11 protein-coding genes are annotated in these 26,671 nt (G+C 62.4%); 2 read left to right on the plus strand and 9 right to left on the minus strand.

What is annotated here, in order from left to right; all coding sequences use genetic code 11:
• Positions 1–2: 2 nt before the first annotated feature.
• Both BW992_RS06060 and BW992_RS06065 read right to left on the minus strand, forming a co-directional pair.
• Positions 3–1,526: an MFS transporter gene (locus tag BW992_RS06060; RefSeq protein ID WP_072459139.1), complete on the minus strand. Its 1,524-nt coding sequence runs from the start codon at positions 1,524–1,526 to the stop codon at positions 3–5.
• Between the two features lie 181 nt (positions 1,527–1,707).
• Positions 1,708–2,628: a LysR family transcriptional regulator gene (locus BW992_RS06065; protein ID WP_072397619.1), complete on the minus strand. Its 921-nt coding sequence runs from the start codon at positions 2,626–2,628 to the stop codon at positions 1,708–1,710.
• 434 nt (positions 2,629–3,062) lie between these two features.
• On the opposite strand from BW992_RS06065, the gene BW992_RS06070 reads away from it, so the two are divergent.
• On the plus strand, positions 3,063–3,431 hold the full coding sequence (locus tag BW992_RS06070; RefSeq protein WP_072397617.1) for a DUF6124 family protein: 369 nt from the start codon (positions 3,063–3,065) through the stop codon (positions 3,429–3,431).
• 125 nt (positions 3,432–3,556) lie between these two features.
• Here the strand turns inward: BW992_RS06070 and BW992_RS06075 are convergent, their stop codons facing one another.
• The 7 genes from BW992_RS06075 to BW992_RS06105 all read right to left on the minus strand — a co-directional run bounded on the left by BW992_RS06075 (position 3,557) and on the right by BW992_RS06105 (position 12,406).
• Positions 3,557–4,423 carry an ABC transporter permease gene (locus BW992_RS06075; RefSeq protein ID WP_072431790.1) on the minus strand — a complete coding sequence of 289 codons (867 nt, stop codon included), beginning with the start codon at positions 4,421–4,423 and terminating at the stop codon, positions 3,557–3,559.
• Between the two features lie 10 nt (positions 4,424–4,433).
• Entirely contained in the window at positions 4,434–5,294 is an 861-nt protein-coding gene (locus BW992_RS06080; protein WP_072397614.1) for an ABC transporter ATP-binding protein, read from the minus strand.
• 5 nt (positions 5,295–5,299) lie between these two features.
• Positions 5,300–6,325, minus strand: a complete 1,026-nt coding sequence (locus BW992_RS06085) for an ABC transporter substrate-binding protein (protein WP_072397611.1) — start codon at positions 6,323–6,325, stop codon at positions 5,300–5,302.
• Between the two features lie 37 nt (positions 6,326–6,362).
• Positions 6,363–7,274 (minus strand): TauD/TfdA dioxygenase family protein, encoded by a 912-nt coding sequence (locus BW992_RS06090; protein WP_072397609.1) that lies wholly within the window; start codon positions 7,272–7,274, stop codon positions 6,363–6,365.
• Positions 7,275–7,504: 230 nt separating this feature from the next.
• On the minus strand, positions 7,505–8,872 hold the full coding sequence (locus BW992_RS06095; protein ID WP_072431791.1) for an HlyD family type I secretion periplasmic adaptor subunit: 1,368 nt from the start codon (positions 8,870–8,872) through the stop codon (positions 7,505–7,507).
• Entirely contained in the window at positions 8,862–11,018 is a 2,157-nt protein-coding gene (locus BW992_RS06100; RefSeq protein WP_072397596.1) for a type I secretion system permease/ATPase, read from the minus strand. The genes BW992_RS06095 and BW992_RS06100 overlap by 11 nt, the downstream gene beginning before the upstream one ends.
• A gap of 38 nt (positions 11,019–11,056) precedes the next feature.
• Positions 11,057–12,406, minus strand: a complete 1,350-nt coding sequence (locus BW992_RS06105; RefSeq protein ID WP_072397594.1) for a TolC family outer membrane protein — start codon at positions 12,404–12,406, stop codon at positions 11,057–11,059.
• A 361-nt stretch (positions 12,407–12,767) separates the two neighbouring features.
• Here BW992_RS06105 and BW992_RS06110 point away from each other — a divergent pair, with 361 nt between their 5' ends.
• Positions 12,768–26,606: an immunoglobulin-like domain-containing protein gene (locus BW992_RS06110; RefSeq protein ID WP_076405769.1), complete on the plus strand. Its 13,839-nt coding sequence runs from the start codon at positions 12,768–12,770 to the stop codon at positions 26,604–26,606.
• The last annotated feature ends 65 nt before the right edge of the window (positions 26,607–26,671 follow it).

Raw genomic sequence — 26,671 nt, forward strand, 5'->3', positions numbered from 1 at the left:
GTTCAGCGTGGCGCGCGAGGCGGGTAGATCCGCGTCGGCAGCCAGAAAACAAGCAGGATCAGGACGAGCGCGACGCCCGCCATGCACAGATACAGATCGGAGGAAGTCAGCACCACAGCCTGCTGGTGCAGGCGATGGGCGAGCCCGGCGGAATCGGCGTCCATCAGGGGTGAATTGCCGAGACTGTCCACCAGCATCGTGGAATGGAAATGCAGGCGCGATGTGGTCAGCGCGTCCAGCACGCCGGTGGCGATCACCGCGGCCAGGCCCTTCACCGTATTGAACCAGGCCGAGGCGAACGGCCCCTCCATCGGCGAAATGCTGCCGGTCGACAGCATCAACAACGGCAGCACCGCCATCGGCTGACCGAAAATCTGCAACAGTTGCCAGCCATAGAAATCGTCGCGGATCCAGGCCGAGGTCAACTGCGACCCGCCGATGCAGGACAGCGCCAGCATGCCCAGGCCGATCCCCAACACCCAACGGCAATCGACCCAGCGCACATTGCACAACGCCGCCACCAGCGGCAGCGCCAGCAATTGCGGCAAAGCCATCAGCAGCATGACGGGCGCGGTCTGCGCCGGTCGATAACCCTGGACCTGGGCCAGGTAGCTGGACGGAATGATGATCACCGCCAGCAATACCACCAACACACCGGCCAGCGTCACCAGGGCAAACGTCAGGTTGCGTATGCCCAGCATCTGCAACTTGAAGAACGGCACCGGCTGCGACCATTCGTTGAGCATGAACAGCACCAGCAACCCCAACCCGCCCCCCAGCAAGGTGCAGATCAGGTTCGATTCGAACCAATCGAGCCGGTTGCCTTGCAGCACGCCGATCACCAACATGCAGATCGCCGGAAAACCCAGCAGCAGGCCACGCCAGTTGAACTGCCTGAGGCGCTCCAGGCGCGACGGGTCCTGGGGCAGGCCGTAGGCCACCGCCACCATGGCGACCAGGCAAGGCACGATGATTTGCCAGAACGTCCATTGCCAGCCGAAAAATTCGGTCCACAGGCCGGCCAGGGGCGTGCCCAGTCCGGGACCGAACGTGGCGGTCAGGGCATAGCCGGCCAGGCCATAGAGCTTCACACCGGGCGGCAGAAAACGCAGGGCGACGGTCATCAGCATCGGCGGCAATGCACCGCCCGCCAGGCCCTGCAACGTGCGCAGCACCAACAGGCTTTCATAGTCCGGCGCGAAGGGGCACAGCACGCCCAGGAGAGCGAACAGGCCGATGGCCCACAGGGTGAAGCGGCGCAGTGAAAAAGTCACCGAACACCACGGGGCGAACGCCATGGCCGCCACCGACGTGGCGGCGTAGCACGCCACCAGCCAGGTGCCCTCGTCGTACCCGATGGCCATCGCCCCACGGATATCGGCCAGGGCGACCTTGGTCACCATTTCATTCAGGCCCGAGACCAGCACCGCCAGCAGTACACCCACCAGGCCGATGACGATTCGCGGGCCGAACGCCGACGGCACGGCTGGCGCCGCGGGTATCGCCGTGGTCGTGAGGGATGTCATGAAGCGTGGGCACTCTGGAATGAAATTGCGAAGCAGTTTAAAAAGTGCGATGACTGACAAAAAGTGACTTATCGGAAACTTATAAGTGCACCGGACGCAACCATCAGACGCCTCGCCCCCGAAGGTCCCTTTGCTCAGGACAACACCGCCCAGACCGGCCCGCACGCAGGCCCGTCACGGGCTAGGCAGGCTGCGCCTCCAGCCAGGTTTCCTCGCAACAGGCCTTGAGGGTTTCCCGAAGCCAACGGTGGGCGGGGTCGTTGTCGTAGCGAGGATGCCAGGCCTGGGTGAGCATCAGGGTGGGCAACGGAATCGGCAGGGTAAACGAACGCAGGCGCAGGCCCAGGCGCTTGATGCTCAGCAGGGCTTCCTTGGGCACCGGCAGGATCAGGTCGGAATCGGGCAAGGCGAACATCGCGGCATGGAAACTCGGCGCGATGACCGCCACCCGGCGTTCCAGGCCCAAGGCATTGAGCGCCGTGTCGATAGGCCCCCGGGCGATACCGCGCCGGGACATGCTGATATGGGAAAAGCCGGCGAATCGTTCGGCCGTGATCTCGCCGTCGAGCAGTGGATGATCTTCACGCACCAGGCCGACGAAGTGCGTGGAAAACAGGTTCTGCACTTTCACCTCAGGCATGACTGGCCGGGTGTTGCTGATGTTCAGGTCGATGCGACCTTCGCGCAGGGCTTCGTCGTCGCCATCGCCTTCGGGCACATAGCGCAACTCGCAATGGGGCGCCTGACGCTCGAGGGTATCGAACAGCCTGCCGCCATATACACCGACGAAGAAGTCATTGGCCCGGATGCTGAAGCGCCGCCGCAGGGTGCCCAGGTCCACGGCATCGGCCGAGCGAAACACCAGGGCCGCCTGCTCCACCACGTCGCGCACCTGCTCACGCAACGCCAGCGCCTTGGGCGTGGGCACCAGGCCCCGGCCGGCGCGCACCAGGATCGGGTCGCCGATGGCCTCGCGGATCCGCGTCAGGGTACGGCTCATGGCGGCGGGGCTGAGGTTCATCCGCCGCGCGGCCCCGACCACACTGCCCTCATCGAGCAAGGCATCGAGGGCGACCAACAGGTTCATGTCCGGAAGCTGCATTCTGCGCACTCACATCTGACGGGAGTTGAGCCAGACGCAATGCTAGCAGAACCAGGCTTCGCCGGCTCTTTCGCTGCACCTCGTCACCCAATCGCTCAGGTTCGACGCTGCATGGGCACAACTGGTCCTAGGAGATTTCCCTCAAGTTGTAGCGATATCGGTGAACTTGTCCGGCTTGGAGCCCATCGCTAGTCTGGGTTTGTCACTGAAAAAACGGTGACACGGACGTGCAAGTCCGGGTAAAAGACGTCGCACATCGCTATCAGTCTTGATCAAAGCTTCTTTATGGCGGTTGTGCGTGGGAGATTTTTTCGCAAGGAGAAATCTGCCGGGGTTCCGTCTGCCCGGTCTTGCACACCTACGTACAACTGCCACCTCATTTGCGTGCAAGCGAAAGAGTGTCAGTTCCAACAGCACAGACGGAGCTACACGACATGTTCAAAGTGACACCTAACCCGCCAGAAGATCCTGGCTTCCTCTCCGACAACGCCGCGAAAACCAAAAAACTCGACGAAGCCGCCGAGCGCGCCCTCGACTACTACCTCAATCCCAAAACGGCCGAAGAAGCCGCGGGCAAAACCCAAGCCGCCCACCTTTTCATGGTCGCCCCGCACATCGACACCGAAACCCTGCTGGCCAATGCCTCCGAAGACCTGCTGTCCATCAGCGCCATCGCCGCCAATCTGGCGGATGACGTTGAAGGCAGTCGCCGCAGCGTCGTCCTGGCGATCAGCCGCATGGCCGAGGGGGTGCATCTGTTGGTGGAGCGGGCGATGGATCGGCTTGAAGCGCAGCCGTCGTGACGTTCCTGCGGTGAATTGAGGGCCGCTATCGCGAGCCCAGGCACGCCAGATACCTGTGGCGAGGCAGTTTGCTCCGCAGGCCAGGGGAGCAGGTTGCCTCGCCACAGGGTTTATCCACCCACCGATCAACGCTGCATCCCCCAGCGCTTCACCGTCACCCGCTCCAGGCTGTCGAACACCAGGTTCTCCACCAGCAGGCCGATCAGAATCACCACCGCCAACCCGGCAAACACCTTATCGGTGTACAGCTCGTTGCGGTTCTGGAAGATGTACCAACCCAGGCCGCCCTTGCCGCTGGTGGCGCCAAATACCAGTTCGGCGGCGATCAGGGTGCGCCAGGCGAAGGCCCAGCCGATTTTCAGCCCGGCGAGGATCGATGGCAGCGCCGCCGGGATCAGGATGTACAGCACGAAACGCAGGCCCTTGAGCCCGTAGTTGCGCCCGGCCATGCGCAGCGTGTCGGACACGCCGAGAAACCCCGCATACATGTTCAAGGCCAGGGCCCACAGCACCGAATGCACCAGCACGAAAATCAGGCTGTTCTGCCCCAGGCCGAACCACAGCAAGGCCAATGGCAACAGGGCGATGGCGGGCAGCGGGTTGAACATCGAGGTCAGGGTGCTGAGCAGATCGCGCCCCAGTTGTGTCGATACCGCCAGCGTGGTCAGGCCGAACGCCAGGACGATGCCCAGCAGGTAGCCCTTGATCAGCACTACCAGGGAAAGCCACACCTTGCTCAACAGCTCGCCGCTGAGCAGACCGTCGTACAGCGCGTCGGCGGTTTGCAGGAAGCCTGGCAGCAGCAGGTCGTTGCTCTGATAACGGGCCACACCCTCCCACACCACCGCCAGCAGCAACAGGATCAGGCTTTTACGCAGCCAGCCCTGCTGCCAGAGCCGCTGCCCCAAGGGCAACTCCCGTTCCAGCGGCACGTGGGTCAACGGCTGCAGATCGATTTCGTACTCTTCGCGCGCAGGCGCTGAATGGCTCATGCAAAGCTCCTCAATAGGCGATACGGATGTCGGCGAAATCCAGGTCACGTTCGATCTGTACCGCCGGGCCGTCGTTGAACAACAACCCATGGATACGCCGCGCCGTATGCTGGAGCGCTTCGCCGCCGAGGCTGTGCAAGCCATATTGATGGCTGTGAACCTCCGCCCGCACCCGCCCCGGATGCGGTGACAGCAAGAGGATGCGATTGCCCACCACCAGGGCCTCTTCAATGGAGTGGGTGACGAACAGCAGCGTGAAGCGCACCTCTTCCCAGAGCAGCAGCAGTTCTTCCTGCATCTTGCGGCGGGTCAGGGCATCGAGGGCGGCGAAGGGCTCGTCCATCAACAGGATCTTCGGCTGCATCGCCAGCGCCCGGGCAATGGCAACCCGGGCCTTCATACCGCCGGACAAGGTGTGGGGGTAGGCATCGGCAAACGCTGCCAAACCGACCTTGTCCAGATAATGCAGGGCCCGCTCCTCGGCCTCACGACGCTTCAGGGTGCCTGACGCCAACAGCGCGAACATCACGTTCTGCTTGACGGTTTTCCACGGCGGCAGCTGATCGAACTCCTGGAACACCACGATCCGGTCCGGCCCCGGCGCGCTGACGGTTTGGCCCTGCAAGCGAATCTCGCCTTCGCACGGCGCGATGAAACCGCCAACGGCCTTGAGCAAGGTGGACTTGCCGCAGCCGGACGGCCCGAGCAGGACAAACCGGTCCCCCGGATCGACTTCGAAACTCACTTGATGGGTGGCCCGCACCACGCGCTGCGGGGTGCGATATTCCAGGCTGACGTTGTCCACCGACAACAGTGCTGTGCCAGTGGAAACGGGAGTGCTGGCCGCGTGGCCTTGCAACAACGCGTTCATGGCTATCAGCTCCCCTGCAGCGGCTTGGCGTCCTGGAAGAAGTAGTCTTCCCACGACGCGGGCTTGTTCTTGATCGCACCGACACGGAACAGGAATTCGGCCAGCGGATAGGTATTCTTCGGATTGACGGTGAATTCGATCTGCGGGTTGTCGATGATCTTCAGCAAGGCCGCCCGGTCGATCTTGGCCTTGGTCACCCTCAGGTACGTATCCGCCGCCGCGCCCTTGTCCTTCTGGGCAAACTCCGCCGCCTCGGTCAGCGCCTGGACGAATGCCCGATAGGTTTTCGGATTTTCATCACGGAATTTTTCGGTGGCGAACAGCACCGTGGGCGAATTCGGCCCAAGTACGTCATAGGAATTGAGCACCACATGGACGCCAGGGTTTTGCAGGGCCTGGTCCTGGAACGGCGGGTTGGAAAAATGCCCGGTCAACTCCGTGCCGCCGGCAATCAGCGCCGCCGTTGCGTCCGGGTGCGGCACCGCCAGGGTGTATTTGTCGAGGCGGTTGAATTCCTTGTCGCCCCATTGCTTCGCGGCGGCGTACTGCAGGATCCGCGACTGCACCGACACCCCCACCGCAGGGACCGCGATGCGGTCTTGCTCGGTGAAGTCGGCGATGGTCTTGACCTTGGGATTGTTGCTCAACAGGTAATAGGGAAAGTTGCCCAGGGAAGCCACGGCCTTGACGTTCTGCTTGCCACGGGTGCGGTCCCAGATGGTCAGCAGAGGCCCGACGCCGGCTCCGGCAATGTCGATGGAACCCGACAACAACGCGTCATTGACTGCCGCGCCGCCGGACAACTGGGTCCAGTCGACCTTGATGTCGATCCCTTGCTGCTTGCCATACTTCTCGATCAGTTGCTGATCGCGAACCACGTTCAGCAGCAAGTAAACGATCCCGAACTGTTCGGCGATCCGAATCTCGCCCTCGGCATGGGCTCGGGCGGGGGAGACCAGGCTGGCGGCCAGCAAACTGAACCCCAGGCCGATGGCTGCGGCCAGCGGTGCGAAAGCGATACGTTTGGACATGATGATTCTCCAGCTTCTTTGCGCCAGGCGCAGCCGATCAGAAAGGGGCGTCGCCCTGGATGGTTGTGCGATACAGCTTGCGGCGCAGATGACTGGGGCAACCGGCGGCCAGGTGGATCAGCGAGCGGTTGTCCCAGAACACCAGGTCGTGGGGCTGCCATTGATGGCGATAGACGTTGTGCGGCAGCACGCTATGGGCATACAGCTCGGCCAGCAGCGCCTTGCTTTCATCCTCCGGCAAACCGACGATGCGGGTGGTGAAGCCTTCGCTGACGAACAGCGCCTTGCGCCCGGTTTCCGGGTGGGTACGGACGATGGGATGCACGACTTCGGCGACCTGGGCCAGTTGCTCCGGTGTCAGCGAGGGCCGCCAGTTGCCTTCGAATCTGGTTTCGCTGTAGCGCGCCGTGTAGGAGTGCGCCGCCGAGCGTCCTTGCACTGCCTTGCGCAACGCCTCGGGCAGGCCTTCCCAGGCCTTGTGCATATCCGCGAACAGTGTGTCGCCGCCTTCGCTTGGCAGCTCCTGGGCGTGCAGCATCGAGCCCAGGCTGGGGAGCGCTTTATAGGAGAGGTCCGAATGCCAGAATTTGCCGGCATCCCCGAGGCCGATGGATTGGCCGTTTTCGATGATGTTGGAAACGATGAGGATTTCCGGATGCCCGGCCAGGAGGAACTGCTTGAGCACATGGATCTGCAGCACGCCAAACCGACGGCTGAAAGCGATGTGTTGTTCGGGGGTGATGTGCTGGTCGCGAAACACCACCACATGATGGTCCAGGTGGGCACGATGGATACGGGCAAAGTCCTGGTCGTTGATCGGCCGGGACAGGTCCAGCCCGATGATTTCGGCGCCGACGGCTTCGATGAATGGACGAATTTCGAAGGTCTGCGGCGCGATGCTCGCGGCGCCTGGTGTAGGGGAATCCGAAGAATAGGAAACGGCTGGCATACATCACTCCCACGCACGGCGCGCTCGAACAGGCGCGCACTCGATCAAAACTCACGGCGTTACCGTGTTGGTTTGTGTCGTGCGGCGCGCCGATTGGTCGGCAGGTACGCAGGTGGATGACTTTAAAGCTATAAGAATTGAAATTTAAATACCGTTAATGAATAACGATATGGCTTAGAGTTTTCACTGCCCTCACCACACAGATAGCGCCGGCCCGAGTCATTGGGTTTCTACCGCTCGTGCAGCGCCTCGGACCGGGCCTTGATAATCGGCTTGAGCAGGTAGCTGAGCACGGTTTTCTTGCCGGTGATGATGTCCACCGAAGCCACCATCCCAGGGATGATCAGCAAGGGTTTTTCAGGTGTGCCCAGGTGGCTGCGTTCGGTGCGAAGCTTGATGATGTAGTAGGTGGTTTTCTTGTCTTCATCGGTGATGGTGTCGGCGCCGATCTGCTCCAGCTTGGCTTTCAGCCCACCGTAGATGGTGTAGTCGTACGCGGTGAATTTCACGGTGGCGTCCTGGCCCGGATGCAGGAAGGCAATGTCCTGGGGACGGATTTTCGCTTCCACCAGAATGGTGTCGTCCAGCGGCACGATCTCCACCAGGTCGCTGCCGGGCTGGATGACCCCGCCGATGGTGTTCACCAGCATCTTGTTGACGATACCCCGCACCGGCGAGGTGACCAGGGTGCGGCTCACCCGGTCTTCCAGGGCCTTGCCGGTGGCCTGGGCCTTGTTCAGGTCGGTGCGCGCCTCGTTGAGCTGGGTCAGGGCTTCGCTACGGAATTTGCCGCGAGTCTCGTCGATCTTGCGCTGCACTTCCTTGATCGCCGATTCGGCACGGGGAATCGCCAGCGTCGTGGCGTCCAATTGTCCACGGGTTTCGACTTCGGCGCGCTTGAGTCGCAGCACTTCCACCGGCGACACCGCACCCTGGGCCACCAGCGGCTCGGACATGTTGATTTCCTGGCGCTGCAAGGCCAGGGCGGAACGGTACTGCGCCTGCTTGGAAATGAACTCGCGCAATTCCTGCTGGCGCTGGACCAACTGTTCCTGCAAACCGCCAATTTCATCGTGCAATTGCTGGCGCCGACTGATGTACAGCGATTCCTCGCTGGCGGCCTGGCCCGGCACGGCCTTGAGCACGTCGGGCGGGAAGTTCAGCGGCCGATCGTCGACCTCGGCGCTCAGGCGCTCGACCCGCAACAGCATGGACAGCCGATCGGCCTCGGTTTCGCCCACGTTGGAGACGAACCGCGTGTCATCCAGGCGAATCAGAGGCGCACCGGCCTCGACGATCTGACCTTCCTTGACGAACAGCTCGGCGACGATACCGCCTTCCAGGTTCTGGATTTTCTGGATCTTGGACGACGGGATCGCCTTGCCGTCGCCTTTGGTCACTTCGTCGACCACGGCGAAGTTGGCCCACAGCACCAGGAACACGAAGAAGCCGATGATGCCCCAGATCGTCAGACGCACCACCCGCGGGGCGTCCTCGATCAGGGCCTTGTTCACTTCCGGCAGGGGCTGGCCGTGCAGCGAGGCGGAGCCTTTGAAATAGCGGCCCACGGAATCCTTGAAACCTGACTTAAGCAACACTGATCTGCCCCTTCTTCAACGCTTCCATCACGGCAGCTTTCGGGCCGTCGGCCAGGATCTGGCCGCGGTCGACCACCAGCAGGCGATCCACCAGCGACAGCAGGGATGCCCGGTGCGTCACCAGCAGCACCGTCTTGTTTTCCACCACGGCGGCCAGGCGCTGTTTCAAGCGTTCCTCGCCGGTGTTGTCCATGGCACTGGTGGGTTCGTCCAGCAGCAGGATGGGAGGGTTGAGCAGCAGCGCGCGAGCCAGGGCGACGTTCTGGCGCTGGCCACCGGAGAGGTTCTGGCCGCGCTCACCCACTTGCAGTTCATAGCCCTGTGGATGCAGGCGTGCGAACTCGTGCACACCCGCCAGCTCGGCGGCCTGGAGCACCAGTTCGTCCTCGACGTAACGGGCGCCGGACGTCAGGTTGTCCCGCAGGGTACCGGCCAGCAGCTGGATATCCTGGGGCACGTAGCCGACGTTGTAGCGCAACTCGCTGACATCGATCTGGCGAATGTCCACGCCGTCCACCAGCAGAGCGCCGTCGTCCGGCTGGTAAAGGCCCACGAGCAACTTGGCCAGGGAGCTCTTGCCCGAGCCGCTGCGACCGATGATGCCGATTTTCTCGCCGGGCTTGATCACCAGGTTGATGTTCTTCAGCGCGGCGTTCTGCTGGTTGGGGTAGGTGAAATTCAACTGGCGGCATTCGATGGCCCCCTGCAGGACCTTGCGGCTGAGCGGACGCTCGTCGAAGTTGCGCTCCTGGGGCAGTTCCATCATCTGGTCGACGGATGTCATGGTCACCCGCGCCTGCTGGTAGCGGGTCAGCAGGCCCGACAGCGAAGCCAACGGACTGAGTGCGCGACCGCTGAGCATGTAGCAGGCGACCAGCCCACCCATGCTCAGGTTGCCGGCGATGATCAGGTAGACGCCGAAGACGATCATGACCACGCCGGCCAGTTGCTGGATCAGCAAGGTGATATTCATCGCCAGGCCGGACAGCATCTTCACGCGCAGCTCGAGGCGACTGAGGGTACCGATGGTCTGCTCCCACTGGTACTGGCGCTCGCTCTCGGCGTTGTTGACCTTCACCGCATCCAGGCCGGCCAGGGTTTCGATCAGGCTGGACTGCCGCTCGGCGCCCAGGGCCATGGTCCGCTCCATGGTCGCCACCAGGGGCTTCTGCAAGGCGTAGCCGATCAACAGGGCCAGCGGGAACGCCACGACCGGAATCCACACCAGGTGTCCACCGATGATCGCGATGACCATCAGGATCAACAGGGTGAACGGCAGGTCGATCAGGCTGGTGAGGGTCAGCGACGCGAGGAAGTCCCGCAGGCTCTGGAACTCGTGGATGTTCTGGGCGAAGCTGCCGACCCGTGCCGGGCGGTATTTCATCGCCATGCCGACGATGCGCTCGAACAGCGTTGCCGAAATGATCAGGTCGGTTTTCTTGCCGGCCAGGTCCAGGCACAGGCTGCGCAGCATTTTCAGGATCAGGTCGAACACGTAGGCGCCGGTGATACCGATAGCCAGTACCCACAGGGTCGCCTCGGCCTGGTTCGGCACCACCCGGTCATAGACGTTCATGACGAACAACGGCGCCGCCATGGCGATGATGTTGATCAGCAGGCTGGCGGCGATGGCATCGGCATACAGCCAGCGGGAACGCTTGAGGGTGTCGCGGAACCACGAACGCGCCCGAGGGATGAGGGTGCCGTGGTTCACGTCAAATTTATGTTGGGGTTGGGCAAAGAAGACCTTGCCGCTGTAGTCGTCGGCCAGCAGTTCACGGCTGACCGCCACTTCGCCACCGTCGCTTTCGCTGAGCAGCAGTCGCGCCTGGTCATCCTCCGTCCAGCCCAGCAGCACGGCGCTGCGCCCTTCCTTGAGCAGCAGGAGCGCAGGCATGGCAATGGTCGGGATCTGTTCGAGCCGGCGCTGCAGCACCCGGCCCTGCAAACCGGCACGGGCCGCCGCACGCGACAATAATTCGACGCTCAACCGCTGCTTGGGCAACGGCAGGCCGGTGGTGAGCATCGCCGCGCTGGCGGGTTTCTGATGCAGCATGCAGAGCGCCAACAATCCGTCCAGCAAGGGGTCGTCATGCAGCGCGCGTGGATCGTGGATGAGTTCGACTCGACTGACTTCTGATTCCACGCTGGGCACTCTTTACTGATCGAAACGGAAAGGAAGACTCAATTCATCCCAGGCAACTGAACCTTGGGTTTCATGTCGGTTTGCACAACCGATGCCAACGGCGCGACCACCCCCTGACTTTTCAGCAACTGACCCATGGTGGCCTTGATGCGGTACTGGGTGAACAGCTGGACGTTCTTGATCTCTGCCAACCGGCGCGAGGCGCTGAACAGCTCGTTTTCACTGTCCAGCAGATCGAGCAGGGTCCGCTCGCCGAGGCTGAACTGCTTCTGGTAGGCAGTGCGCACGGCCGTGCTGCGGTCCACGTATTGCTGGGCGATCGGCACCTGGGCGTTGGCATTGTTCAGCGCGTTCCAGGCCAGGCCCAACTCTTCATTCAGTTGGCGCAGCGCGTTGTTGCGGATATCCAGGGCCTGGTTGGACAGATAGGACTTGGACTCCAGGTCCGCCTTGTTGCTGCCGCCGGCGTACAGGTTGAAGCGCATGCGCAGCATGGCCTGCCACTCGTTGTTATGGCCGTTCTGGCCGTCCAGGTCGTTGTCGGCGGTGCGGCCCAGTTCGGCGTCGAAGCGTGGGTAGAAGCTCGACTTGGCGGCTTCGTACTGCTTCTCGGCAGCGGCGATATCCGCTTCGGCGGAACGCAGCACCGGGCTGTTTTCCAGCATCTGGGCACGGGCTTCGGTCAGGTCGGCCGGCAACAGCGCCAGAAAGTCGGCAGGGCGCTCCAGCTGGTCCGGCAGTTGGCCCACGGCGCTGAGGTAGTTGGTCTCGGCATCCGCCAGGTTGGTCTGTTCGGTGATCAGGTTGTTGCGCGCCTGGGCCATGCGCGCTTCTGCCTGGTCCAGGTCGGCACCGCTGCCCACGCCACGGGAGGTGCGCAATTTGATCTGGTCGAAGATCCGCTCGTGGCTCTTGAGGTTTTCCTCGGCCAGGCGCACGAACTCGCGACGGGTCAGCACATCCAGGTAGACCTGGGCCACGGTCAACCCGGTGCGCTCGGAAGCGTCCAGCAGGGAATAGGCACGGGAGTTGACGTTGGCTTGTTGACGCCCCACTTCGCTGGACGTCGCAAAACCGTCAAAAACCATTTGCGTCAGGCGCAGGCTCGACTCACTGCGGTTGAGCGTTTCCCAATGATTGGAGCTGCCGGAGCGGGTCGTGACGCTGTCGGTGCCTTCACGGCCATAACCGGCTGCCAGGTCCACCCGAGGCAGGTAACCGCCCTTGGCCGCCTTGAGCTGGTAGTCCGCCGCAAGCCGACTATTAACACCGGCCTGGATTTCAGGATGGACATCCAGCGCCTGTTGCATGGCCTGCGGCAAGGTTTGTGCTTGTACGAAACTGGCGGCGAGGGCGAAAGGTAAAGCCTTGAGCAGATGCGAACGCATGGTTGGAAATTTCCCGAAACTCTTGTCGTGGATCACAGCGAAACGTGGCGCTGCATCGGATGATGGCAACCGGAATGACCGTATGTCGGAAAGTTCGAAACAGGTACTGAATCTTGCACCGAAAGAACAGGCCGCCGCTTAAATATCAATGTGACATTACTGGATTGATTGTTTAGGATGGCCCGCAGAAGGTCAATAGTTTGGCATGAACAAATAAAATGAAAAAAAACAAGCCAAAATATTGACGATTTAACGCGTCAAAATATTTCTTCTACTGAATCGAAAAAACGTCCAGACCACTTCAGCCACAAGCTGCCGGGTCCATGGAAGTCTACACAGCGTGGCACCCGGAGAGTCTTCAATGAGCAGTGTTGTTGCCGTCGTCAAAAGCATTGTTGGTCAGGTTTTCGCCGTATCCCCCGAGGGCATCCGGCGTGTGCTCATTGAAGGTGATCGCCTGTACACCGGCGACCAGTTGGACACAGGCCCTGCCGGGGCCGTCACATTGGACCTGGCCGACGGCCGCACCCTGGACCTGGGCCGCGACACTCAGTGGAGCGCCAATGCGCCGGATTCCTCCACCGACCTGGCTCAAGCCACAGCCCAGGCCGCGCCTTCTGTAGAAGAGTTGCAACAAGCCATCGCCGCAGGTGTCGACCCGACGACTGCCCTCGAAGCGACCGCGGCCGGCGCCGGCGAAGCGAGCGCTGGCGGCAGTGCCGGCGGCAGTCACAGCTTCGTGGTGCTGGATGCCACGGCTGGCAGCGTCGACCCAACCGTAGGCTTCCCGACCGAAGGCTTGAGCGCTGCCGCCGCCGCGGACAATGACACCACCGGTATCGACACCAGCGCCGACACCACCGCCAATACACTGCTCGATTCGACCCTGACCCTCAGCGCCACGCCGACCTTGACCGAAGCCGGCGGCGTACTGGTCTACACCGCGACCGTTACCCAGGCTCCGCAGACCGACCTGACCATCACGCTCTCCAACGGCTCGGTCATCATCATCGCCGCCGGCCAGACCACCGGTAGCGTCAACGTTCCACTGGCGCCCAATGACACCGTCTACAACGACCCCAGCCAGATCAGCGTAACCGTCACCGGCACCACCGGCGGCAGCGGCATCGCCGTGACCCTGCCGACCACCCCGGCCGTGACCCAGATCACCGACACGGTCGACACCACCACGGTGACATTGACCGCAGGCAATACCGTTACCGAAGGCGGCCAGATCACCTACACCGCTACGCTGACCAACCCGGCCCAGACGCCCGTCACCGTGACCTTGAGCAATGGCTCGGTCATCACCATTGCCGCCGGCCAGACCACCGGCACCGTGGCCGTGGATACTCCGGCAAACGACGTCTACAACAACGGCAGCACCGTCAGCACCACCATCACTGGCGTAACCGGCGGCAACTTCGAGAACCTGGTGCCCAACCCCGCGCCAGCCGTCACCACGATCACCGACTCGGCTGACGCCACCGGCTTGACCTTGAGCGCCAGCAACACCGTTACCGAAGGCGGCCAGATTACCTATACCGCTACGCTGACCAACCCGGCCCAGACGCCCGTCACCGTCACCCTGAGCAATGGCTCGGTCATCACCATTGCCGCTGGCCAGACCACCGGCACCGTCAACGTCGAAACCCCGGCCAATGACGTCTACAACAACGGCGGCGCTATCAGTACCACCATTACTGGCGCAACCGGTGGTAACTTCGAAAACCTGGTACCGAGCACCACGCCTGCGGTCACTACCGTCACCGACTCGGTCGACACCACTGGCTTGACCTTGAGCGCCAGCGAGACCGTTACCGAAGGCGGTCAGATCACCTATACCGCTACGCTGACCAACCCGGCTCAGACGCCTGTCACCGTGACGTTGAGCAACGGCGCAGTCATCACCATCGCTGCCGGCCAGACCACCGGCACTGTTGCGGTCGATACTCCGGCCAACGATGTCTATAACAACGGCAGTACCGTCAGCACCACGATTACTGGCGCAACCGGCGGTAACTTCGAGAACCTGGTGCCAAGCACCACCCCTGCGGTGACCACGGTTACCGACTCGGCAGATGCCACCGGCCTGACACTCAGCGCCAGTGAAACCATCACCGAAGGTGGCCAGATCACCTACACCGCTACGCTGACCAATCCGGCCCAGACACCCGTCACCGTGACCCTGAGCAACGGCGCGGTGATCACCATCGCTGCCGGCCAGACCACGGGTACCGTCGCGGTCGATACTCCGGCAAACGACGTCTACAACAACGGCAGCACCGTCAGCACCACGATTACTGGCGCAACCGGCGGCAACTTCGAGAACCTGGTGCCAAGCACCACCCCTGCCGTCACCAACATTACCGACTCGGCGGATGCCACCGGCCTGACGCTCAGCGCCAGCGAGACCATCACCGAAGGCGGTCAGATCACCTACACCGCCACGCTGACCAATCCGGCCCAGACGCCAGTGACCGTTACCTTGAGCAACGGCGCGGTAATCACCATCGCTGCGGGCCAGACCACTGGCACTGTTGCGGTCGATACCCCGGCCAACGATGTCTATAACAACGGCAGCACTGTTAGCACCACCATCACTGGCACAACCGGCGGCAACTTCGAGAACCTGGTGCCAAGCACGACGCCAGCCGTTACCACCATTACCGATTCGGCCGATGCCACTGGCCTGAGCCTGTCTGCTTCTACCGAAGTGACTGAAGGCGGCCAGATCACCTACACCGCCACGCTGACCAACCCGGCTCAGACGCCAGTGACCGTCACCCTGAGCAACGGTGCGGTGATCAACATCGCCGCCGGCCAAACCACCGGCACTGTTGCAGTCGATACTCCGGCCAACGACGTCTACAACAACGGCAGCACTGTCAGCACTACCATCACCGGTACTTCCGGCGGTAACTTCGAGAACCTGGTGCCAAGCACCACGCCTGCCGTTACCACCATTACCGATTCGGCCGATGCCACTGGCCTGAGCCTGTCTGCTTCTACCGAAGTGACTGAAGGCGGCCAGATCACCTACACCGCTACGCTGACCAACCCGGCTCAGACGCCAGTGACCGTCACCCTGAGCAACGGTGCGGTGATCAACATCGCCGCCGGCCAAACCACCGGCACTGTTGCAGTCGATACTCCGGCGAACGACGTCTATAACAACGGCAGCACCGTTAGCACCACCATCACTGGCGCAACGGGCGGCAACTTCGAAAATCTGGTGCCTAGCACCACGCCTGCGGTGACCACGATTACCGATTCGGCGGATGCCACTGGCCTGACACTCAGCGCCAGTGAAACCATCACCGAAGGTGGCCAGATCACCTACACCGCCACGCTGACCAACCCGGCTCAGACGCCAGTCACTGTCACCCTGAGCAACGGCGCGGTGATCACCATCGCCGCGGGCCAGACTACCGGTACTGTTGCGGTCGATACGCCAGCGAACGATGTCTACAACAACGGCAGCACCGTCAGCACCACCATTACTGGCGCAACCGGCGGCAACTTCGAGAATCTGGTGCCTAGCACCACGCCAGCCGTTACCACCATTACCGATTCGGCCGATGCCACCGGCCTGAGCCTGTCTGCTTCTACTGAAGTGACTGAAGGCGGTCAGATCACCTACACCGCTACGCTGACCAACCCGGCTCAGACGCCTGTCACCGTGACGTTGAGCAACGGCGCAGTCATCACCATCGCTGCCGGCCAGACTACCGGCACCGTCGCGGTCGATACACCAGCGAACGACGTCTACAACAACGGCAGCACCGTCAGCACTACCATCACCGGTACTTCCGGCGGTAACTTCGAGAACCTGGTGCCAAGCACCACGCCAGCCGTTACCACCATTACCGATTCGGCAGATGCCACCGGCCTGAGCCTGTCTGCTTCTACCGAAGTGACTGAAGGCGGTCAGATCACCTACACCGCTACGCTGACCAACCCGGCTCAAACACCGATGACCGTCACCCTGAGCAACGGTGCGGTGATCACCATCGCTGCCGGCCAGACTACCGGCACCGTCGCGGTCGATACACCAGCGAACGACGTCTACAACAACGGCAGCACCGTTAGCACCACCATCACTGGCGCAACGGGCGGCAACTTCGAAAATCTGGTACCTAGCACCACGCCTGCGGTGACCACGATTACCGATTCGGCGGATGCCACTGGCCTGACACTCAGCGCCAGCGAGACCATCACCGAAGGCGGTCAGATCACCTACACCGCCACGCTGACCAATCCGGCTCAGACGCCAGTGACCGTCACCTTGAGCAATGGTGCCGTGATCACCATCGCTGCCGGCCAGACCACCGGCACTGTCGCGGTCGATACTCCGGCCAACGACGTCTACAACAACGGCAGCACTGTCAGCACTACCATCACCGGTACTTCCGGCGGTAACTTCGAGAACCTGGTGCCAAGCACCACGCCTGCCGTTACCACCATTACCGATTCGGCCGATGCCACTGGCCTGAGCCTGTCTGCTTCTACCGAAGTGACTGAAGGCGGCCAGATCACCTACACCGCTACGCTGACCAACCCGGCTCAGACGCCAGTAACCGTCACCCTGAGCAACGGTGCGGTGATCAACATCGCCGCCGGCCAAACCACCGGCACTGTTGCAGTCGATACTCCGGCCAACGACGTCTACAACAACGGCAGCACCGTCAGCACTACCATCACTGGCGCAACGGGCGGCAACTTCGAAAATCTGGTACCTAGCACCACGCCTGCGGTGACCACGATTACCGATTCGGCGGATGCCACTGGCCTGACACTCAGCGCCAGCGAGACCATCACCGAAGGCGGTCAGATCACCTACACCGCCACGCTGACCAATCCGGCTCAGACGCCAGTGACCGTCACCTTGAGCAATGGTGCCGTGATCACCATCGCTGCCGGCCAGACCACCGGCACTGTCGCGGTCGATACTCCGGCCAACGACGTCTACAACAACGGCAGCACTGTCAGCACTACCATCACCGGTACTTCCGGCGGTAACTTCGAGAACCTGGTGCCAAGCACCACGCCTGCCGTTACCACCATTACCGATTCGGCCGATACCACTGGCCTGAGCCTGTCTGCTTCTACTGAAGTGACTGAAGGCGGTCAGATCACCTACACCGCTACGCTGACCAACCCGGCTCAGACGCCTGTCACCGTGACGTTGAGCAACGGCGCAGTCATCACCATCGCTGCCGGCCAGACTACCGGCACCGTCGCGGTCGATACACCAGCGAACGACGTCTATAACAACGGCAGCACCGTTAGCACCACCATCACTGGCGCAACGGGCGGCAGCTTCGAAAACCTGGTACCTAGCACCACGCCTGCGGTGACCACGATTACCGACTCGGCGGATGCCACTGGCCTGACGCTCAGCGCCAGCGAGACCATCACCGAAGGCGGTCAGATCACCTACACCGCTACGCTGACCAACCCAGCCCAGACGCCTGTCACCGTGACGTTGAGTAACGGCGCGGTGATCACCATCGCTGCCGGCCAGACTACCGGCACCGTCGCGGTCGATACTCCGGCGAACGATGTCTACAACAACGGCAGCACCGTCAGCACCACGATTACTGGCGCAACCGGCGGCAACTTCGAAAACCTGGTGCCTAGCACCACGCCAGCCGTTACCACCATTACCGACTCGGCGGATGCCACCGGCTTGAGCCTGTCTGCTTCAACTGAAGTGACTGAAGGCGGCCAGATCACCTACACCGCGACGCTGACCAACCCGGCCCAAACACCAGTCACCGTCACCTTGAGCAACGGCGCGGTGATCACCATCGCCGCCGGCCAAACCACCGGCACTGTTGCGGTCGATACTCCGGCGAACGACGTCTATAACAACGGCAGCACCGTCAGCACTACCATTACCGGTACTTCCGGCGGTAACTTCGAGAACCTGGTGCCAAGCACCACCCCTGCCGTCACCACGATTACCGATTCGGCCGATGCCACTGGCCTGAGCCTGTCTGCTTCTACCGAAGTGACTGAAGGTGGCCAGATCACCTACACCGCTACGCTGACCAACCCGGCTCAAACACCGATGACCGTCACCCTGAGCAACGGTGCGGTGATCACCATCGCTGCCGGCCAGACTACCGGCACCGTCGCGGTCGATACACCAGCGAACGACGTCTACAACAACGGCAGCACCGTCAGCACTACCATCACCGGTACTTCCGGCGGCAACTTCGAGAACCTGGTGCCAAGCACCACCCCTGCGGTGACCACGGTTACCGACTCGGCGGATGCCACCGGCCTGACGCTCAGCGCCAGCGAGACCATTACTGAAGGCGGCCAGATCACCTACACCGCCACGCTGACCAACCCGGCCCAGACGCCTGTCACCGTGACGTTGAGCAACGGCGCGGTGATCACCATCGCTGCCGGCCAGACCACGGGTACCGTCGCGGTCGATATGCCAGCGAACGACGTCTACAACAACGGCAGCACCGTTAGCACCACGATTACTGGCGCAACCGGCGGTAACTTCGAGAACCTGGTACCAAGCACCACGCCTGCCGTCACCAACATTACCGACTCGGCGGATGCCACCGGCCTGACGCTCAGCGCCAGCGAGACCATCACCGAAGGCGGTCAGATCACCTACACCGCCACGCTGACCAATCCGGCCCAGACGCCAGTGACCGTTACCTTGAGCAACGGCGCGGTAATCACCATCGCTGCGGGCCAGACCACTGGCACTGTTGCGGTCGATACCCCGGCCAACGACGTCTATAACAACGGCAGCACCGTTAGCACCACCATCACTGGCGCAACGGGCGGCAACTTCGAAAACCTGGTACCTAGCACCACGCCTGCGGTGACCACGATTACCGATTCGGCGGATGCCACTGGCCTGACACTCAGCGCCAGCGAGACCATCACCGAAGGCGGTCAGATCACCTACACCGCCACGCTGACCAATCCGGCTCAGACGCCAGTGACCGTCACCTTGAGCAATGGTGCCGTGATCACCATCGCTGCCGGCCAGACCACCGGCACTGTCGCGGTCGATACTCCGGCCAACGACGTCTACAACAACGGCAGCACTGTCAGCACTACCATCACCGGTACTTCCGGCGGTAACTTCGAGAACCTGGTGCCAAGCACCACGCCTGCCGTTACCACCATTACCGATTCGGCCGATGCCACTGGCCTGAGCCTGTCTGCTTCTACTGAAGTGACTGAAGGCGGTCAGATCACCTACACCGCTACGCTGACCAACCCGGCTCAGACGCCTGTCACCGTGACGTTGAGCAACGGCGCAGTCATCACCATCGCTGCCGGCCAGACTACCGGCACCGTCGCGGTCGATACACCAGCGAACGACGTCTACAACAACGGCAGCACCGTCAGCACTACCATCACCGGTACTTCCGGCGGTAACTTCGAGAACCTGGTGCCAAGCACCACGCCAGCCGTTACCACCATTACCGATTCGGCCGATGCCACTGGCCTGAGCCTGTCTGCTTCTACTGAAGTGACTGAAGGCGGTCAGATCACCTACACCGCTACGCTGACCAACCCGGCTCAGACGCCAGTCACCGTCACCTTGAGCAACGGCGCGGTGATCACCATCGCCGCCGGCCAAACCACCGGCACTGTTGCGGTCGATACTCCGGCGAACGACGTCTATAACAACGGCAGCACCGTTAGCACCACCATCACTGGCGCAACGGGCGGCAACTTCGAAAATCTGGTACCTAGCACCACGCCTGCGGTGACCACGATTACCGATTCGGCGGATGCCACTGGCCTGACACTCAGCGCCAGCGAGACCATCACCGAAGGCGGTCAGATCACCTACACCGCCACGTTGACCAATCCGGCCCAGACGCCAGTGACCGTCACCCTGAGCAACGGTGCGGTGATCAACATCGCCGCCGGCCAAACCACCGGCACTGTTGCAGTCGATACTCCGGCGAACGACGTCTATAACAACGGCAGCACCGTCAGCACCACCATCACTGGCACAACCGGCGGCAACTTCGAAAACCTGGTGCCTAGCACCACGCCTGCGGTGACCACGATTACCGACTCGGCGGATGCCACTGGCCTGACGCTCAGCGCCAGCGAGACCATCACCGAAGGCGGTCAGATCACCTACACCGCTACGCTGACCAACCCGGCCCAGACGCCTGTCACCGTGACGTTGAGTAACGGCGCGGTGATCACCATCGCTGCCGGCCAGACCACGGGTACCGTCGCGGTCGATACTCCGGCGAACGATGTCTACAACAACGGCAGCACCGTCAGCACCACGATTACTGGCGCAACCGGCGGCAACTTCGAAAACCTGGTGCCTAGCACCACGCCAGCCGTTACCACCATTACCGACTCGGCGGATGCCACCGGCTTGACCTTGAGCGCCAGTGAAACCATCACCGAAGGTGGCCAGATCACCTACACCGCCACGCTGACCAATCCGGCCCAGACACCAGTCACCGTCACCCTGAGCAACGGCGCAGTCATCACCATCGCCGCCGGCCAGACTACCGGCACCGTCGCGGTCGATACGCCAGCGAACGATGTCTATAACAACGGCAGCACCGTCAGCACCACGATTACTGGCGCAACCGGCGGCAACTTCGAGAACCTGGTACCAAGCACCACCCCTGCGGTGACCACGGTTACCGACTCGGCAGATGCCACCGGCCTGACACTCAGCGCCAGTGAAACCATCACCGAAGGTGGCCAGATCACCTACACCGCTACGCTGACCAACCCGGCCCAGACGCCAGTGACCGTCACCCTGAGCAACGGCGCGGTGATCACCATCGCTGCCGGCCAGACCACGGGTACCGTCGCGGTCGATACTCCGGCGAACGATGTCTACAACAACGGCAGCACCGTCAGCACCACGATTACTGGCGCAACCGGCGGTAACTTCGAGAACCTGGTGCCAAGCACCACGCCTGCGGTGACCACCATCACCGATTCGCCTGACGCGACCGCACTCACCCTCTCGGCGACCGGCACGGTAGCCGAAGGCGGCTCCATCGTTTACACCGCGACACTGAGCAACGCCGCCGGCTCGCCCGTCACCGTCACCTTGAGCAACGGTGCGGTGATCAACATCGCCGCCGGTGCCAAGACCGGCACCGTGACCGTCGACGCACCGAAGGACGACGTCTACAAGGATGCCGGCAAGGTCGAAGTCAGCATCGACAAGGCCACCGGTGGCAACTTCGAAAACCTGGTGCCAAGCACTGCGCCTGCCGTTACGGATGTGACCGATACCCTCAATACCAGCACCGTTTCGCTCTCCGCGACCTCGACTGTTGGTGAAGGTGGCACCGTGGTCTACACCGCCTCGGTTAACGCTCCGGTAACCGGCGCGCCACTGGTGGTGACCCTGTCCAACGGCCAGAGCATCACGATCCCGGTCGGCCAGAGCTCCGGCGCGGTGAACTTCACCGCGCCGAACGATGCCCTGGCGGGTGGCGGCAATCTCAGCGTCAAGATCGACGACGCCAAAGGCGGCAACTACGAAAACCTGGAAGTCGATGGCAAGCCTGCCAACACCGCAGTGACCGATACCCAGGACACCACCGGCCTGACGCTCTCGGCAACCGACACCGTGGCCGAAGGCGGCCAGATCACCTACACCGCTACCCTGACCAACGCCGCCGGCTCGCCCGTCACCGTTACCTTGAGCAACGGTGCGGTGATCAACATCGCCGCCGGCGCCAAGACCGGTACCGTGACCGTCGATGCACCGACGGACGACGTCTACAAGGATGCCGGCAAGGTCGAAGTCAGCATCGACAAGGCCACTGGTGGCAACTTCGAAAACCTAGTGCCAAGCACTGTGCCTGCCGTTACGGATGTGACCGATACCCTCAATACCAGCACCGTTTCGCTCTCCGCGACCTCGACTGTTGGTGAAGGTGGCACCGTGGTCTACACCGCCTCGGTTAACGCTCCGGTAACCGGCGCGCCACTGGTGGTGACCCTGTCCAACGGCCAGAGCATCACGATCCCGGTCGGCCAGAGCTCCGGCGCGGTGAACTTCACCGCGCCGAACGATGCCCTGGCGGGTGGCGGCAATCTCAGCGTCAAGATCGACGACGCCAAAGGCGGCAACTACGAAAACCTGGAAGTCGATGGCAAGCCTGCCAACACTGCAGTGACCGATACCCAGGACACCACCGGCCTGACGCTCTCGGCAACCGACACCGTGGCCGAAGGCGGCCAGATCACCTACACCGCTACCCTGACCAACGCCGCCGGCTCGCCCGTCACCGTTACCTTGAGCAACGGTGCGGTGATCAACATCGCCGCCGGTGCCAAGACCGGCACCGTGACCGTCGACGCACCGAAGGACGACGTCTATAAAGATGCAGGCAACGTCGAGGCAACGATCAAGACAGCGACAGGTGGCAATTTCGAACACCTGGTGCCAAGCACCACCCCGGCAGTGACGGCCGTGACCGACACGCCTGATAACACCACTGTCAGCATCAGCGGCAGCACGGCGGTTACCGAAGGCCAGTCCGCCACCTATACCGTCAGCCTGACGAACCCGGCGCAAACCGAAGTGACGGTGAAGATCGTCTACAGCGGCACCGCCGCCGATGGCACGGACTTCACGGGTGTCTACACCGTCAAAGTCCCGGCCAACGCCACCAGCGCAACCTTCAATGTCGCGACGCTGGACGACAAGATCACCGAAGGCACCGAGAACTTCGTGGTCAGGATCGACTCGGCCACCGGTGGCAACTTCGAGCACCTCGCGGTCAGTGGCACCAACGGCAGCGTCAGCACCTCGATCGTGGACAACGATGCTCCACCGGTCCTCGACCTGGACGCCAACAATTCCAGCGGCAAGACCGGAGCCGATTACCAGGTGACGTTCACCGAAGGCACCACCGGCCCGGGCGTATCCATCGGCGACACTGACCTGAAGATCACCGACCCGGACAGCACCATGCTGACCGGCGCCACCATCGTGCTGACCAACCGTCAGCCAGGCGATGCGCTGAACCTGGGCAACAGCGTCAACGGCATCAGCATCAATGCCAACAGTACCAACGGCACGGTCACCCTGACGTTGTCAGGCAACGCGACGCTGGCCGACTACATGCAGCAGATCAAGAACATCACGTTCATCAACAACAGCGACGACCCGAGCACAGTGCCACGCGTCATCACCGTGACGGTGACCGACGGCACCAACTACTCCAATACCGCCACCACCACCGTGAACGTGGTCGGGGTCAACGATGCTCCGGTGGCCGCTGGCGGCACCGCGACCGGAACCGAAGACACTTCGCTGGTCCTGGGCTGGTCGAACTTCGGCATCAGCGATGTGGACAGCGCCAGCACAAGCCTGGGCGTGAAGATCACCGGGCTGCCGAGCGATGGCAAGCTGCAGTACCTGGATGGTGCGACCTGGAAGGACGTGACCAGCAACCAGACCTTCAGCAAGGCCGATATCGACGGCGGCAAGCTGCGCTTCACTCCGGACGCCAACGAGTCCGGCGCCAATGGCAACCCGAGCGGCGTGGGCGACCAGAAAGCCGACTACACGCAGATCCAGTTCCAGCCGACCGATGGCCAGACGCTGGGTAACGCCGGTACCGTGAAGATCGACATCACGCCGGTGGCTGATAAGCCGAGCCTGAGCGTGGCCGGCAACAACGTGACCTCCACCGGCCTGATCAAGGAGGTCTGGACCGGCCTGCCAGGCCTGGGTACCGATGGCAGCGGGGCGCCATCGGGCACCCTCAAGTCGGTCATCGATGCCGCCGGCACGCCGAACAGCAGTACCAACGTGACCAACGTGCAGTCCGACAGCAACGTCAACCCGGGCACCGCCTCGAAAACCTCGGGCCTGATTTTCCTGGAAGCCGGAAAGACCTACACCTTCAGCGGCACTGGCGACGACAGCCTGCTGGTGACGATTGGCGGCAAGGATGTGGCCGGCATCACCTGGGGGGCGGGCGGCAAGCTCAATGGGTCGTTCACCCCGACCACCAGTGGCTACTACACCCTGGATATCTACCATCACAACCAGACCGGCCCGGGCAGCTATGATGTCAACCTCTCGGTCAACGGCAGCACGCCCGTGGACCTGAGCAGTGCCGGCGTACCGCTGTATACCGGCGTGACGGACCTGGTGAATGCCGGTGTGACCGTTTCCGATCTGCACGGCACCAATGGCGAAGGCTATTACGACGGCTTCAAGCTCAACGAAGGCGCCGAAGGTGGCAGCGTGAATCTGTCGAAGATCACCACCGCCCTGACCGATACCGACGGTTCCGAGAGCCTGAGCGTGAAGATCGGCGGCATGCCGCAAGGCAGTGTGCTGAGCGACGGCGACGGCCACACCGCGACCGTGGGCGCCAACGGCGAAGCCTCGGTCACGGGCTGGAACCTGGGCAGCCTCAACCTGACGCCTCCATCCTACTTCAACGGCCAGATCAACCTGACCGTGACGTCGACCTCCACCGAAGCCCTTGGCGGATCGGCGGTCACCACCGCGCAGATCCCGGTAACGGTGCATCCGGCGGTCTACAACGCGGCCACCGCCACCTCCGGCAGCGACAATTTCACGGGCACCGACGGCAACGACGTGATTGTCGCCGACATTGGCGGTCTGACCGTGGTACCGGGCGTCAACTACAACATTGCCTTCATGGTTGACAGCTCCGGCAGCATGAGCGAGTCGTCCCTGACTGCCGCCAAGAACTCGCTGACGTCGGTGTTCAACACCCTCAAGCAGAGCATGGGCAACAACTCGGGCACGGTGAACATCTTCCTGGCGGACTTCGACCGCCAGGTGAACAAGACCGTTTCGGTCAATCTCAAGGACCCGAATGCGCTGACCCTGCTCAAGAACGTCCTGGACTCCATGGTGTCCGGCGGCGGTACCAACTACGAAGACGTGTTCAAGACCACGGCCAACTGGTTCAAGAGCACCGAGGCCACGAGCAACACCGGGGCGAAGAACCTCACGTACTTCATCACCGATGGCCAGCCGACGTTCTACCAGGCCGGCGAGCAGACGAACCCCGACCTCTATAACGGCGTGAAGCTCGACAGCCTGATCACCACGACCAATTACAAGTTGGGCCAGACATTCAGCGCCGACCTGGACAGCACCCACCGTGTGCAGGTCGACGAGTCCGGCAATGTCTCGTTGCTGACCTGGAAAAAATCCTGGGGCGGCTACTGGAGCGAGGAGTCCCTGGGCACGCTGCACGCCCAAGGGGACGGTACCTACGAACTGTCGTACCGCGACGGCACCGGCAGCAGCACCGACTCGGCCACCACCAGCAACTCTCTCAGCGCTTTCGCGCTGCTGAGCTCGGTGTCGGGCGTGGAAGCGATCGGCTTGAACAAGGACGTCACCCTGACCGACCTCAAGCCGTACGACTCCGATGGCAAGCCGCAGACCAACATCGACCCCAAAGACCTGGCCAACTCCATCATTGGCCATACCGAAGCGACGCTCCCGGGCTCCGACACGGTCAATGGCGCCGACGGCAACGACATCCTGTTCGGCGACCTGGTGAGCTTCAACGGCATCGCCGGCGAGGGTTACCAGGCCATCCAGTCGTTCGTGGCCCAGCAAAGCGGCGTCGACGTCAGCAAGGTCACCACCGCCAACGTGCACCAGTACATCACCGAGCACTACACCGCGTTCGATGTGTCCGGTGCCCACGATGGCAACGACACGCTGCTGGGCGGCGCTGGCAATGACATTATCTTCGGCCAGGGCGGCAACGACTCGCTCGATGGCGGCAAGGGCAATGACATCCTGCTCGGCGGCAACGGCAACGACATCCTGATCGGCGGCAAAGGCAACGACACCCTGATCGGCGGCCTGGGCGGCGACACCTTTGTGTGGAAATCCGGCGACACCGGCACCGACGTGATCAAGGACTTCAAGGCCAGCGAAGGCGACCGGATCGACCTGAGGGATCTGCTGCAGGGTGAAACCGGCAGCACCATCGATCACTTCCTGAAGATCACCACGGTCGATGGGGTGTCGTCGTTGCAGGTCAGCACCACCGGCCAGTTCAACGCGGCCAACGGCGCAGCCGCCACGCCGGACGTGACGATCAAGCTCGAAGGCAACAACTGGTCGAACGTCAACCTCAACTCCCTGATCGCCGGCAGCGATCCGACCATCAAGGTCGATCACAACAACAGTTGACCTGAGCACACCCCAGGAGAGAGCGCTTGCTCCTTCTCCTGGGGATAAGGGTTCATACTCCCGCA

Source organism: Pseudomonas sp. 7SR1, from assembly GCF_900156465.1.
Lineage (GTDB): Bacteria > Pseudomonadota > Gammaproteobacteria > Pseudomonadales > Pseudomonadaceae > Aquipseudomonas.

Coding starts and splice junctions, on each gene's coding strand:
- BW992_RS06060 (WP_072459139.1), bottom strand. CDS start 1,526: ATGACATCCCTCACGACCACGGCGATACCCGCGGCGCCAGCCGTGCCG.
- BW992_RS06065 (WP_072397619.1), bottom strand. CDS start 2,628: ATGCAGCTTCCGGACATGAACCTGTTGGTCGCCCTCGATGCCTTGCTC.
- BW992_RS06070 (WP_072397617.1), top strand. CDS start 3,063: ATGTTCAAAGTGACACCTAACCCGCCAGAAGATCCTGGCTTCCTCTCC.
- BW992_RS06075 (WP_072431790.1), bottom strand. CDS start 4,423: ATGAGCCATTCAGCGCCTGCGCGCGAAGAGTACGAAATCGATCTGCAG.
- BW992_RS06080 (WP_072397614.1), bottom strand. CDS start 5,294: ATGAACGCGTTGTTGCAAGGCCACGCGGCCAGCACTCCCGTTTCCACT.
- BW992_RS06085 (WP_072397611.1), bottom strand. CDS start 6,325: ATGTCCAAACGTATCGCTTTCGCACCGCTGGCCGCAGCCATCGGCCTG.
- BW992_RS06090 (WP_072397609.1), bottom strand. CDS start 7,274: ATGCCAGCCGTTTCCTATTCTTCGGATTCCCCTACACCAGGCGCCGCG.
- BW992_RS06105 (WP_072397594.1), bottom strand. CDS start 12,406: ATGCGTTCGCATCTGCTCAAGGCTTTACCTTTCGCCCTCGCCGCCAGT.
- BW992_RS06110 (WP_076405769.1), top strand. CDS start 12,768: ATGAGCAGTGTTGTTGCCGTCGTCAAAAGCATTGTTGGTCAGGTTTTC.